The 12,417-nt window shown below is 65.5% G+C and carries 12 protein-coding genes; 1 reads left to right on the forward strand and 11 read right to left on the reverse strand.

The features are described from left to right. Positions 1-231: 231 nt before the first annotated feature. A complete protein-coding gene (locus AC3FJ6_RS13255; protein ID WP_488772291.1) occupies positions 232-1,401 on the reverse strand; it encodes a hypothetical protein in 1,170 nt (389 codons plus the stop codon). 97 nt (positions 1,402-1,498) lie between these two features. Continuing rightward, positions 1,499-2,209 (reverse strand): YceH family protein, encoded by a 711-nt coding sequence (locus AC3FJ6_RS13260; protein ID WP_488772292.1) that lies wholly within the window; start codon positions 2,207-2,209, stop codon positions 1,499-1,501. Positions 2,210-2,514: 305 nt separating this feature from the next. On the opposite strand from AC3FJ6_RS13260, the gene AC3FJ6_RS13265 reads away from it, so the two are divergent. Beyond that, positions 2,515-3,465: an ABC transporter substrate-binding protein gene (locus tag AC3FJ6_RS13265; RefSeq protein WP_488772294.1), complete on the forward strand. Its 951-nt coding sequence runs from the start codon at positions 2,515-2,517 to the stop codon at positions 3,463-3,465. Here the strand turns inward: AC3FJ6_RS13265 and AC3FJ6_RS13270 are convergent. The 9 genes from AC3FJ6_RS13270 to motB all read right to left on the reverse strand — a co-directional run bounded on the left by AC3FJ6_RS13270 (position 3,455) and on the right by motB (position 12,415). Further along, positions 3,455-4,813 carry a M20/M25/M40 family metallo-hydrolase gene (locus tag AC3FJ6_RS13270; protein ID WP_488772295.1) on the reverse strand — a complete coding sequence of 453 codons (1,359 nt, stop codon included), beginning with the start codon at positions 4,811-4,813 and terminating at the stop codon, positions 3,455-3,457. The genes AC3FJ6_RS13265 and AC3FJ6_RS13270 overlap by 11 nt on opposite strands. A gap of 151 nt (positions 4,814-4,964) precedes the next feature. Further along, complete coding sequence (gene cheZ, locus AC3FJ6_RS13275) at positions 4,965-5,600, reverse strand: protein phosphatase CheZ (RefSeq protein ID WP_029051668.1); 636 nt, start codon at positions 5,598-5,600, stop codon at positions 4,965-4,967. Between the two features lie 15 nt (positions 5,601-5,615). Beyond that, a complete protein-coding gene (gene cheY / locus AC3FJ6_RS13280; protein WP_029051667.1) occupies positions 5,616-6,002 on the reverse strand; it encodes a chemotaxis response regulator CheY in 387 nt (128 codons plus the stop codon). An 82-nt stretch (positions 6,003-6,084) separates the two neighbouring features. Continuing rightward, positions 6,085-7,158 carry a protein-glutamate methylesterase/protein-glutamine glutaminase gene (locus AC3FJ6_RS13285; RefSeq protein ID WP_488772298.1) on the reverse strand — a complete coding sequence of 358 codons (1,074 nt, stop codon included), beginning with the start codon at positions 7,156-7,158 and terminating at the stop codon, positions 6,085-6,087. A gap of 23 nt (positions 7,159-7,181) precedes the next feature. Further along, positions 7,182-7,844: a chemoreceptor glutamine deamidase CheD gene (gene cheD / locus AC3FJ6_RS13290; protein ID WP_400393362.1), complete on the reverse strand. Its 663-nt coding sequence runs from the start codon at positions 7,842-7,844 to the stop codon at positions 7,182-7,184. Further along, on the reverse strand, positions 7,841-8,752 hold the full coding sequence (locus tag AC3FJ6_RS13295) for a CheR family methyltransferase (protein ID WP_488772300.1): 912 nt from the start codon (positions 8,750-8,752) through the stop codon (positions 7,841-7,843). The genes cheD and AC3FJ6_RS13295 overlap by 4 nt, the downstream gene beginning before the upstream one ends. A gap of 66 nt (positions 8,753-8,818) precedes the next feature. Beyond that, a complete protein-coding gene (locus AC3FJ6_RS13300; protein WP_029051730.1) occupies positions 8,819-9,313 on the reverse strand; it encodes a chemotaxis protein CheW in 495 nt (164 codons plus the stop codon). A gap of 21 nt (positions 9,314-9,334) precedes the next feature. Beyond that, positions 9,335-11,365: a chemotaxis protein CheA gene (gene cheA, locus AC3FJ6_RS13305; RefSeq protein WP_488772302.1), complete on the reverse strand. Its 2,031-nt coding sequence runs from the start codon at positions 11,363-11,365 to the stop codon at positions 9,335-9,337. A 66-nt stretch (positions 11,366-11,431) separates the two neighbouring features. Next, positions 11,432-12,415 carry a flagellar motor protein MotB gene (gene motB / locus AC3FJ6_RS13310; protein WP_488772304.1) on the reverse strand — a complete coding sequence of 328 codons (984 nt, stop codon included), beginning with the start codon at positions 12,413-12,415 and terminating at the stop codon, positions 11,432-11,434. Between the last annotated feature and the right edge of the window lie 2 nt (positions 12,416-12,417).

Below are 12,417 nucleotides of genomic sequence, written 5' to 3' on the forward strand. Positions count from 1 at the left end.
GCCAAATTGTGCCGATCTCGCCCGGTTCGGACGGGATCGGCCCCGATGATGTCACAGATCGCCCGTGTCATCCATGCCTGGCGGCGGCCGCCGACGGCCATGTGCCTGTATACATACAGCTGGCCGACCTTGTTGCCAGGAGTGGGCAGGCCGTCATTCCCAAACCTTCGGGAGGTGAAGTGCTCTAATAGCTACATATAGTGGCTAATTATCTGGAGAGATCAACGCAGCCTAGAAGGTCTCGGGCAAATACTCGGCATAGCGGTGTCGCAGCCAGGCCAATCCCTCGTCGCGCGGGACCGTATGGTTCAGTTTGGCGCGAAAAGCCTCAAGCCGAACCCGAGAGGCGTTCAGAATGCCCGCCCAGGTAGCCAGCCCGATTCGCAAGGTTGGATCTTCGTGAAAGCAGCCGAACGCGCCGGTCGGGTGTCGCAAGGTCCGCGCGGCGGCGGGAGTCAGTTCATTTGACACTGCCAGGAAAGTCCAGTGGGTATGCCGGGTGTCGAACCGCTCGTCGGATGCCACGGCCATGGCGTAGCTTTCGATCTGCGCTTTCGCCGCAAGATCGATGTTCTTCATCGGACGCTTGAGCTCGACAACCAGAAACTCGCGGCTCGCGCTTGCGTACGACGGTATTTCTCGGCCGAGCACGAAATCGATAAAGCCCTTCCGTCCATCGTCCCGGACCACGGTCTGTTGATACCAGCCCTTGCCCATGTCCAGCTTCTTGACATGCTTGCGCAGTACCGTGCTCAGGCTCTCGCCGTCACTCGTGAGCCGGAATTCTTCCCCGAACACCCAGGTTTCATTGGCCAGCATGCGATGAAGTTCGCCGCGCTCCTTGAAGCCGCGTTTGCTCCCGATATCGAATAACAGTTCCTCCAGCCCTGTGAGAAAGCGAAGACGCTCCGTCACCATCGTGCTGCATTCGATGACCGAAGACAGCGACGCCAGCTCAAGCAGCCCCTGCAGTTCCTCCGCCTTGTCCGCCGGCAGCCTCAGGACTTCCGTCAGCAGATACCGCAGGGTCGACGGGCTGTCTTCGAGCGTGGCCTTGAGCATGCCCAGGGTAAAGCGGCGGTCTTGCTGACTGCCCGAGCGAAAGACTTCCAGATGCTCGTGGATGCCCAGTGCGCAGATGTCGAACCGCTCGCGGCGCGCCACTTCGATGGCGTCCTCGGCAATGCCCTCGAACGGATAGACGCCCTCGCTCTTCCAGAGCTGGATCAGTGCGCCGGCATCTTCCGCCCGCTGGCGACGGTGCCGCGCCTGCAGCGATTCCCGCGCCGACCTGACCACACGCTGCAGGGCCGGGTCGATGCGTTCATCCAGCGCCTGCGCAGTGTCGATACCCGCGATCGGCATCCGGACAGTCGTGGAACCGAGATTCCGCATTTCCATCGTGACCTCCTTCGCTTGAACACGCGAAGAAGGCTAACACCGCATCACCCCCGGTGGCGCCTTTGGACACACGTTGTGACACCGTTTCAGATTCGTCTCAATCCAGTCTGCCGGGCTCGACTTCGATGCCGAGCTGGCCGGCCATTTCAACCACCAGCGCCTGCAGCCGTGACACCTTGTCTTCGAGCGCGCGATGGCTGATGCGCAGGGCCTCGAATTCCGATGGCGACGCCGTGGTTTCCGCGCCGGCGCGCGTCGACGCCGTGGCCGGCTCCGGCATGGCGACTTCACCGCAGAGCAGGTGCATCCAGCGGCTTTCGCGCTCGCCGGGCGCGCGGGGCAGCTTCACGACAAGCGCCGGCGAGCGTTCGACCAGTTCGTCCAGAAAGGCCTCTACCGAGGAAATGTCCGCGAAGGCATGCAGCCGTGCCGAATTCAGGCGCAGTTCGGCAGCCGTTTGCGGACCGCGCAGCATCAGCGTGGACAGCAGCGCAGCCGACTGGCTCGGCACGCCCAGCACCTTGCCCAGGTTCTGTTCGAAGCGCGGCACGCGGCTGCTGCTGCCCTCGAAGACCAGGCTCAACGACTTCAGGCCATCGATCGCGGTCAGGATCTCGGCCTCCGTCACGCTCATCACAGGCGAGCGCGCGGTCTTCTGGTTACAGCCAGATGCCAGCGCGTTCAGCGACAGCGGGTAAGTGTCGGGCACGGTGAACTGCTTTTCCAGCAATACGGCTACCACGCGCGCCTCGATCGGTGTGAGCGTGCGCAAGGCGGGACGCGAGGGAATGTCGGGGGTCTGGTCCATGGATGACATCGGCAGTTTGGGGGGCCCGAAGGGCCAAGGCGCCCATTGAAGCGCAAGGGCGGCGGCGATGCAACCTCCCAGGGGCAAGCTGTGCCGGCAAGTCCTCAGTGCGGCCCGCATGGGGTTTGACGGGCCGCAAGGCTGGCCGATCATCGCTGAATTCGTGGGCTGCCTGCCTGACATCCCGCCCTCCTGCGGAGCGCGCCGCCGCCGCGCAGAGCATAAGAAACCGCGAAATCATTCGTTGGTGCGCAACGGGGGCAGGCGTACGGTCTGGCTTTCCGCCACCCATTTCGTACGCACGCATGTCCAGCTCCCGCCGCCACTTCCTGCACGCCGCCAGCGCCGGCACCTTGTCCGCCCTGCTGCCCGCTGCCGCGCGGGCTCAATCCCGCCCGGTGTTGAAGGCCGGCGACCAGAAGGGCGGCCTGCGCGCGCTGCTGGAGTCGGCCGACGCGCTCAAGGGGCTGGCCTACGACATCCAGTGGACCGAATTCCCGGCTGCGGCGCCGCTGGCGGAGGCGCTCAATGCAGGCGCCGTGGACAGCGGGCCCATCGGCGATGCGCCCGCCATCTTCGCGCTGGCCGCCGGTACGCGCATCCGTCTGATTGGCGCCAACCGTTCCGACCCCTACGGCACCGCCGTACTGGTGCGGCCCGATTCGCCGCTGAAGAGCGCGGCCGACCTCAAGGGCAAGCGCATCGGCACCAATCGCGGATCGATTGGCCATTTCGTCGCGCTCAAGGCGCTGGCATCGGCCGGCCTGAAACCCGAGGATGCCGATTTCCGCTTCCTGCCGCCCGCAGACGCCAAGCTGGCCCTGACCAACGGCTCGGTCGATGCGTGGTCCACCTGGGAGCCCTATACGGCCATGGCCGAAACCAGCGGCCATGCGCGCGTGCTGGTGAGCGGACGGGGGCTGTGGTCGGGCCTGAGCTATCTTGCGGCAACCGACGCCGCGCTGGCCAGCAAGCGGGCCGTGCTGGCCGACTTCCTGCAGCGCGTGGTGCGCGCCCAGGTCTGGTCCTATCAGCACGTGGCCGAGTACTCGGCCACGCTGGCGCGCATCATCGGCATTCCGCCCGAAGCGGCGCGGCTGCAGTTCGAGCGCCGCCGCACCCAGTGGCAGCCCATCGACGCGGACCTGGTGGCCATCCAGCAGCAGACCGCCGACTTCTACCTGAAGGCGGGGCTGCTCAAGCAGCGGCTGGACGTGGCCACCACGTTCGATCGCGGTTTCGCGCTCAGCGCGTAGCCGCCGGCCTGGCTGGCCGCTTTGCCAGCAGCGGTTCGCCGACGCCATCCACCCCCACCAGACCCAGCACCGTGGTCAGGCCCCATTGCGCGCCTTCATGGGCATTGGTGGGGTCGAACCACTCGTCGCGCGAATGCGATCCACCCGACTTGCCGCCGCTGCCGATGATGATGGCCGGAATGCCCAGCGCCATCGGCACGTTGGCGTCGGTGCTGCCGCCGCGCAGCGACGGCGCTTCCTTGCCGTGCGCCTTGATCACGCGCACGGCCGACTGCACTATCACCGAGTCGGTAGGCGTGATGCCGGCGGGCCGGTCGCCGATCATGCGGGCCTGGTAGGTGATTTCCTGTCCCTTGGCCGGCTTCCAGCGCGCATTCTCGTCCGCCACGCCCGCGGCGATGGCTTCCATGATGTGCTTCTCGGTTTCCAGCAGCGACGGCGTGCCGTTCGAGCGGATATCGATCGCCATGCGCGCGTCGCCGGCAATCGCGTTCACCGACGTACCGCCGCCGACCGTGCCCACGGTGAACGTGGTCTTGGGGTCGGCGGGCGTTTGCACGTCGCCGATCTTGCCGATGGCGCGGCCCATCGCATGGATCGCGCTGGGCAGGCCGAAGGCCCCGAAGCTGTGGCCGCCCGGGCCCTTGAACGTCACTTCATAGCGATGGCTGCCGGTGCCCTGCGTCAGCACGCGTTCGCCGGTACCGGGCTCGATGCCGACCATGCCGTCGATATCGGGGTGATCGCGGAACACCGCCTTCATGCCGCGAAGATTGCCCAGTTCCTCTTCGCCGACGTTGCCGACGAACACCAGGTCGCCTACGGTACGCACCTTGTTCTCATTGAGCACCTTGAGCCATGACAGCAGGACGGCCAGCCCGCGCGTGTCGTCGCCGATGCCCGGCGCGTACAGCTTGCCGTCACGCGACTTCACCGTGACGTCGGTGCCTTCCGGAAAGACGGTATCGAGGTGGGCCGAAATCAGCAGCCGGGGGCCGTTGCCGGTGCCCTCGCGGATGCCGATGGCATTGCCTTCGGCATCGATATGCGCATCGGTCAGGCCCAGTGCCTTGAGCCGCGACACGAAATACTCGGCGCGCGCCTTTTCCTTGAAGGGCGGCGCCGGGATCTCGGTCATGGTCTTGAGTTCCGCCAGCGCCCGCGCGTCGTCGGCGCGCACGTCGGCCATCAGCTTCTGGTAAAGCGGCGTGGCTTCCAGCCGGGCATAGGCACTGTCAACGGTGGGGGAAACCTGCGGGACGGTCAGCGTCTGACCCTGGGCGATGCCGGCGAATGCGGAAACTGCGGCGGCAACGGAAACTGCAACGACGGTACGGCGAGCATGCATGGGGGCGATCCTCTGGCAGTAGGAAACCGTGGTTGCCCACGATTGTGCCAGCGAATGCGCCGCCATGTGACGAAAAACGCGCGTACGGCGCATCGTCGCGACAAGCCCGGGACGCGCCGGCGGGATGGCCGGCGCGTCCCGCTTACCGGGCTCAGAAGCCCAGGCTGGCCAGCAGGTCGTCCACCTGCGACTGGTCCGACACTACGTCGGTCTTGCCTTCGGGGTTGATCTGCGGACCGTTCATGAGCGTGGGGGGCGCTTCAACGCGCCGCTCGGCCGGCACGTTATCGATCAGCACCTGCAGCAGTTCCTGCTCCAGGGTGCGGATCATGTCCATCATCTTCTTGATCACCTGGCCGGTCAGGTCCTGGAAGTCCTGGGCCATCATGATTTCAAGCAGGTGGCTGCCGGTCGCCTTGGCCTTTTGCGGAACGTCGGTCAGGAATTCACGTGTGTCCAGCACCAGTGCGCGGGCGTCGCCCAGCTCCACGGGTTGCGCGAACCACTCGTCCCAACGCTTGTCCAGCGCGGTGGCCTTGCTTTCCAGATCTTCCTGCAGCGGCTGCGCCAGTTCGACGGCGGTGAGCGTGCGCTCGGCCGCCTGCTCGGTCATGGCGGCGATGTAGCTCAGGCGGTCGCGTGCATCGGGAATGGCCAGGGCGGCCTTCTCGATTTCCTTGTCGAGCCCCAGCTCCCGCATGTTGTCGCGCAGCATTCGCGTCAGGTTGCCGATGCGATGGATGATCTGCTCGGCCGATTCTTGGCTGAAAGTCGGAGTCGTCGACATGTCGCGTACCTCTTCTTATTGAGCCAGCTTCTCGAAGATCTTCGTGATCTTTTCGTCCAGCGTCGCGGCGGTGAACGGCTTGACCACATAACCATTGGCACCAGCCTGCGCGGCGGCAATGATGTTCTCCTTCTTGGCTTCGGCCGTCACCATCAGCACCGGCGTCTTGGCGATCTCGGGAATCGCACGGATCGACTGCAGCATGGTCAGCCCGTCCATGTTCGGCATGTTCCAGTCCGACACCACGAACTGGAAGCTGCCGTCCTTGACTTTTTCCAGCCCGGCGGCGCCATCTTCGGCTTCCTCGACGTTGGTGAACCCCAGCTCCTTGAGCAGGTTGCGAATGATCCGACGCATGGTCGGGAAGTCATCGACCACGAGGATCTTGATGTTCTTGTCCACTTTACGGCTCCAATACGGTTACGGATGACACGGCCATCCGGTTGTTGTTGCTAATCCGACCTCTCTCGCGCGCGATCCAGGACTACACGCGCTGCGCCCGTGCGCCAAACGTGGCCAGGTGCGCCATGACGCGCTGGCTCATCTGGTTCAGGGGCACGACTTCATGCACGCCGCCGGTGGCGATAGCCTCCTTCGGCATGCCAAACACGATGCAGGACTGTTCGTCCTGCGCCAGGTTGTACGATCCGGCCTCGCGCATGCGCAGCATGCCGCGGGCACCGTCCTTGCCCATGCCGGTCAGGATCACGCCCGTCACGTTCTTGCCGCCGTGGATGGCGGCGGAATCGAACAGCACGTCCACCGACGGACGATGCCGGTTCACCGGTGCGTCTTGCGACAGGTGCGCCACGTAGTTGGCACCGCTACGCGCCAGCAGCAGGTGGGAGTCTCCCGGCGCGATATACGCATAGCCGGGCAGCACGCGTTCGCCGTGCTCCGCTTCCTTGACCGTGATGCGGCACAGCCCGTTCAGGCGCTGCGCGAACGACTTGGTGAAGCCGGCCGGCATGTGCTGCACGATCATGACTGCCGGCGAATCGGGCGGCAGCGGCATCAGGAATTCCTTGATGGCCTCGGTGCCGCCGGTCGATGCGCCGACGATGATCAGTTTTTCGGTCGACAGCAGCGGCGCGCGCAGCATCGGCGCGGCAGGCGCGCTGCCCGCAGGCGCCTCGGACCGTGCCCGCACGCGTGCCCGCGACGCCGCGCGCAGCTTGTCGGCGATCGTGTCGGTGTATTCGATCAGACCCTCGCGGATACCAAGCTTGGGCTTGGTCACGAAATCGACCGCGCCCAGTTCCAGCGCGCGCATCGTGATTTCCGACCCCCGTTCGGTCAGCGAGGACACCATCAGCACCGGCATCGGGCGCAGGCGCATCAGGCGTTCCAGAAAGTCGAGCCCGTCCATCCGTGGCATTTCCACGTCCAGCGTCAGCACGTCCGGGTTCAGGCGCTTGATCATGTCACGCGCCACCAGCGGGTCGGGGGCGGTACCCACCACCTCCATGTCGGGCTGGCTGTTGATGATCTCCGTCATCAGGCTGCGAATCAGCGCGGAATCATCCACGCACAGCACCTTGATCTTCGCGGCGGTCATGTTCGTCTCTACGTCTTCAGTTTTCAGGTCGGCGACTTGGCCGATGCCTGCCGCGTAAACAAAGCCACGGCACCACGGGCGGGCGCCTTTGTGGATGTGGACAGCGCGCGTGCCAGGGCACGCTCGTCGCGCTCCACGCCAACGGTATCGTCCGAGCGGGTCAGCCGGCGCACCAGCGCCAGACCCGTTCCCGGAAAATAGCTGACGCGTCGCGCGTGCGGCCCGCGCAGGTCTTGCGCGGCCACCCGTATCTCTTCGGTGCGCAGGTACTTCAGTACGAAATCGGCATTCCGGTCCCCAATATTGAGGGTCGTCATGTTCGCCAGTACCGCGCCGCCGCCAAATACCTTGGCTTCCAGACGCTCGCGCCGGGCGCCCATCTTCAGCAGTTCATTGATCAGCACTTCCAGCGCGTAGCAGCCGTAGCGCATCGACGCCGACAGCATGCGGTCAGGGCCGGCGTTCTCGTCATCGGGCAGCATGAAATGGTTCATGCCGCCCACGCCGGCCACTTCGTCGCGGATGCATGCGGCCACGCACGATCCCAGCACCGTGGTCAGCACCACGTCATCGCCCGTCACGTAGTATTCGTTGGGCAGCAGCTTGATGGCCTGCTTGCCGAATTCGCGATCGAAGTACTTTCGCGTGGCAATGGCCTCGGGCATCTGTGGCGTGCCGCGCATCATGCGCCTCCGCCTTTGCCCGCCAGTTCATACACGGTCTGCCCGCGCAGCTGGAACGCGCGCGTGACATACGAGAAGTTCTCCGAATGGCCGGCAAACAGCAGGCCGTTCGGCTTGAGCAACGGCGCAAACCGCTCCAGGATGCGGCCCTGGGTCGGCTTGTCGAAATAGATCATCACGTTGCGGCAGAAGATCGCGTCGAACTTGTCGCGAATGCCCCAGTCCGGCGCCAGCAGGTTCAGCGGCTCGAACGCGATGGTCGATGCCAGCTCCGGCTTGACCTTGACCGAGCCCGCGCGTGCGCCCGTGCCCTTCAGGAAGAAGCGCTTGAGCTGCTCCTGCTGCAGCCGGGACACCTGCTCAGTCGTATAGACGCCGGCGCGGGCCTTGGCCAGCACCTGGGTGTCGATGTCGGTGGCCAGCACGGTCCCGGCGCGGTCGCCCAGCGCCTCGGCCAGCGTGATGGCGATCGAATACGGTTCCTCGCCGGTCGACGCCGCCGCGCACCAGACGCTGTAGGGCCGGCCAGTCTTCCTGGCGTGCTCGGCCAGCAGCGGGAAGTGGTGCGCCTCACGGAAGAACGACGTGAGGTTGGTCGTCAGCGCGTTGGTGAAGTACTCCCACTCGTCGGACCGGTCGTCCGACTCGAGCAGTTCCAGGTAAGTGCCGAAGTCGCTGAGCTGCAGCGAGCGCAGCCGCCGCGCCAGACGGCTGTACACCATCTCGCGCTTGTGGCTGCCCAGCGAGATGCCGGCGCGCTTGTGGATCAGCGCGCGCACCTTCTCGAAGTCGCGCTCGGTCAGCAGGAAGTCACGCATGTCGTCGCGCAGGGGCGCCAGCACCGGCGTCGCCGTGCTGGCGGCCGCGCCTGGCTTCCCGGTGGCGCTGGAGGAAGAACGGAGCGGCGTCATGAGTGTATGTCGTCAGGGTTGCCGATGATCGGCGGTACAGGCAGTTGGGGGCGATCCGGCGCGCGCTCAGGCGAACTCGGCTTCGATCAGTTCCATCTCGGCGCTGGTCATCATGCGTTCGATGTCGATCAGGATCAGCATCCGGCCTTCCACCGAACCGAGGCCGGTCAGGTGCTCGTTGGATACCGATACGCCGAATTCCGGCGCAGCCTTGATGTCGTCGCCGGTCAGCGTGAGCACGTCCGACACACCATCGACGACGATGCCGACCACACGCCCCGCCACGTTCAGGATGATCACCACGGTCTGGTGGTCATAACGCACGTTGGCGAGGTTGAACTTCAGGCGCAGGTCCACGATCGGCACGATCACGCCGCGCAGGTTCGTCACGCCCTTGATGAAGTCGGGTGCGTTGGCGATGCGGGTTACCGTCTCGTAGCTGCGGATTTCCTGCACCTTCAGGATGTCGATGCCATATTCCTCGGTGCCCAGCGTGAAGACCAGGTATTCCTGGCCAGAGGCTTCGCTGCCCTGGGTATCGATGTGTCCGATGCCGGCCATGTCCGTTCTCCTTGCTGTCGATTACAGTGCCACCGCCATGTCCTGGCGGCGCACGCCGGTGCGCTGCAGCGCGGCCACGTCCACGATCAGCGCGACGCTGCCGTCGCCCAGGATCGTCGCGGCCGAAATGCACGGCACCTTGCGGTAGTTGGTTTCGAGGTTCTTCAGTACCACCTGGTGCTGGCCGATCAGCTGGTCCACCAGCAGCGCGAAGCGCTTGCCTTCGGCGGCCAGGATCACGGCGATGCCCTGCGTGGGCTCCTGCACCGCATTGGCCACGTTGAAGACCTTGTGCAGTTCCAGCAGCGGCAGGTATTCGCCGCGCACGTTCATCACGCGCTCGCCGTTGGCGGCGGTGTGCACGTCGTCGGCCTTCGGCTGCAGCGACTCCATCACGCAGTTCAGCGGCAGGATGAACGTCTCTTCGCCGGTGCGCACCGACATGCCGTCCAGGATGGCCAGCGTCAGCGGCAGCACGATGCGGGTGGTGGTACCCAGGCCCTGGCGCGAGCTGATCTCGACATGCCCGCCCATTTCCTGGATGTTCCGCTTGACCACGTCCATGCCCACGCCACGTCCCGACACGTCGGTCACCACCTCGGCAGTGGAGAAGCCCGGCGCGAAGATCAGCTGCCAGACCTCATCGTCGGGCATGCTTTCGGACACGCCCGGCAGGTTGTTCTGCAGGGCCTTGGACAGGATGCGCTCCCGGTTCAGGCCACCACCGTCGTCGCTCACTTCGATGACGATGTTGCCGCCGGCGTGCTGTGCCGACAGGATCAGCTGGCCGGTCGGTTCCTTGCCGGCCGCCACGCGCTTCTCGGGCGTTTCGATACCGTGGTCGAGGCTGTTGCGCACCAGGTGGGTCAGCGGGTCGATGATCCGTTCGATCAGGCTCTTGTCCAGTTCGGTCGCCTTGCCGAACGTGACCAGGTCGATCTGCTTGTTCAGCTTGCTGGCCAGGTCGCGCACCAGACGCGGGAAGCGCGAGAACACGTAGTCCATCGGCATCATGCGGATCGACATCACCGCTTCCTGCAGGTCGCGCGCGTTGCGCTCCAGCTGGCCCATGCCCGAGAACAGGCGGTCGAACAGTACGGGGTCGAGCGACGACGCGGTCTGCGCCAGCATCGATTGCGTGATGACCAGTTCGCCCACCAGGTTGATGATCTGGTCGACCTTCTCGGTCGGCACGCGGATCGAACCCGAATCGGGGCCATGCGCGGCGGCGGCGGCCGCAGGCTTGGCCTTCTCCTTTTCCTTGTCCTTGGCTACCGGGGCGGCGGCCGGCGCAGCGGCCGCCGGGGCCGGCGCGGCGACGGGCGCAGGCGCCGGTGCGGGCGCGGCTGCGGCCGGGGCCTCGCCGGCTGCCACGGCTTCCACGACGATCTGCTTCTCGTCGATCACGAAGCAGCAGACCGCGATGATGTCGTCGGTGCCGCACTGGCTGTTCAGCCAGATGGTCAGGTCGCCATCGGCCTCTTCCTGGCCGGTGATCTCGCCCAGGTTGGCCAGTTCCTCGCGCAGCAGCGCCTGGTCCGCGGCCGATACCTTGATCAGGCGAACCTTCAGGTTGCCGCCGGCCGGTGCGGCGGCCGGGGCCGGGGCTGCCACGGGCGCGGGTGGGGGGGCCGGAGCGTGGGCCGCTTCGCCGCCGGCTTCCTGGGCCAGCTGCTGCAGGACGGCGCAGATGCGCTTGAACGTTTCCGGATCGGGTTCGGTGCCGTTGCGATAGGCATTGAGCTGGTCTTGCAACACGTCCTTGGTTTCCAGAAAGGTGTCGATGATGACCCGCGTGAGGGCCAGTTCCCGCCGACGCGTGCGGTCGAGCAGGTTCTCAAAGATGTGCGTGGTTTCGGTCAGGGCCGTGAAGCCGAACGTCGCGGCACCGCCCTTGATCGAATGCGCGGCACGAAAGATCGCGTTGAGCGCTTCGGCATCGGGGGACTCGATGTCCACCTCCAGCAGCAGCTGCTCCATTTCTACGAGCAGTTCCTCTGCCTCTTCGAAGAAGGTCTGGTAAAACTGCGTGATATCGATATCGACAGACATGATCGTCCTGGCTCGCTAGATTTCCTGGGAAGACACGCCACCCACCGCGGCGGCGCGCCCTCGTTCCTACTTGCCCTTGGGCGTGTTGGCGGGGCCTGCCGCGGGAGCCGGGGCGGCTTCCGCCTGCGCCGGCACCTGCGACTGAAGCTCTTCGGCCATGCGTCCCTTCTGGGCCTGCACCGAAACATCCGCCGCGCTGGCGTTTTCGGACTCGAACTGGGCCTGCGCGCGCTTGTTGAGCACCACAATGCTGATGCGACGGTTGGTCGGCGCCAGCGGTTCGTTCTTCTCCAGCGGCATGGTGTCGGCCAGGCCCAGCACCCGCAGCACCTTGCCTTCCTGCATGCCACCGGCGATCAGTTCCTGGCGCGACGCATTGGCGCGGTCTGCCGACAGTTCCCAGTTGCTGTATGCGCGCTCGCCCATCATGTAGGTGGCCGAGTCGGTATGGCCCGACAGGCTGACCTTGTTCGGCATCTCGTTGAGCACCGGGCCGATTTCGCGCAGGATGGCACGCATGTACGGCTCCACGGCGGCGCTGCCGGTACGGAACATCGGCCGGTTCTGTGTATCCAGGATCTGGATGCGCAGGCCCTCGCTGGTGATGTCCAGCAGCAGCTGCGGGCGGAACTGGCGCAGCGTGGGGTTGTTGTCGATGATCTGTTCCAGACGACCCTTGAGCGCGCGCAGGCGCTCGCTGTCCATCTGGTCGCGGCGGCGCTGGGCGTCGGCCGGATCGTTGGTCAGGGCCTTCATGACCTCGCCGTCCTTGGCCATCGGGTCCTTGCCGCCGCCGGGGATGACACTCTTCGACATGCTGCTCTTGTCGCCGCCGGCCACCGCCACTTTCAGCGGCGTCTTGAAGTATTCGGCCACGCCGACGAGCGTTTTCGGGGAAGACGAGCTCAGCAGCCACAGCACCAGGAACAGCGCCATCATGGCCGTCATGAAGTCGGCGTAGGCGATCTTCCAGCTGTGGTTGCCGTGCGGCTTGGCGTGCGACTTCGCCTTCTTGATGATGATCGGACGCAGGTCCTGGGCGCTGCTCATGG

The organism is Cupriavidus sp. 94F1 (assembly GCF_057798875.1).

Bases quoted from the DNA above. Each gene is read 5' to 3' on its own strand.
- AC3FJ6_RS13255 (WP_488772291.1), bottom strand. From the start codon at position 1,401: ATGGAAATGCGGAATCTCGGTTCCACGACTGTCCGGATGCCGATCGCG.
- AC3FJ6_RS13300 (WP_029051730.1), bottom strand. From the start codon at position 9,313: ATGGCCGGCATCGGACACATCGATACCCAGGGCAGCGAAGCCTCTGGC.
- AC3FJ6_RS13265 (WP_488772294.1), top strand. From the start codon at position 2,515: ATGTCCAGCTCCCGCCGCCACTTCCTGCACGCCGCCAGCGCCGGCACC.
- cheD (WP_400393362.1), bottom strand. From the start codon at position 7,844: ATGATGCGCGGCACGCCACAGATGCCCGAGGCCATTGCCACGCGAAAG.
- AC3FJ6_RS13285 (WP_488772298.1), bottom strand. From the start codon at position 7,158: ATGACCGCCGCGAAGATCAAGGTGCTGTGCGTGGATGATTCCGCGCTG.
- cheZ (WP_029051668.1), bottom strand. From the start codon at position 5,600: ATGTCGACGACTCCGACTTTCAGCCAAGAATCGGCCGAGCAGATCATC.
- AC3FJ6_RS13295 (WP_488772300.1), bottom strand. From the start codon at position 8,752: ATGACGCCGCTCCGTTCTTCCTCCAGCGCCACCGGGAAGCCAGGCGCG.
- AC3FJ6_RS13260 (WP_488772292.1), bottom strand. From the start codon at position 2,209: ATGGACCAGACCCCCGACATTCCCTCGCGTCCCGCCTTGCGCACGCTC.
- AC3FJ6_RS13270 (WP_488772295.1), bottom strand. From the start codon at position 4,813: ATGCATGCTCGCCGTACCGTCGTTGCAGTTTCCGTTGCCGCCGCAGTT.
- cheA (WP_488772302.1), bottom strand. From the start codon at position 11,365: ATGTCTGTCGATATCGATATCACGCAGTTTTACCAGACCTTCTTCGAA.
- motB (WP_488772304.1), bottom strand. From the start codon at position 12,415: ATGAGCAGCGCCCAGGACCTGCGTCCGATCATCATCAAGAAGGCGAAG.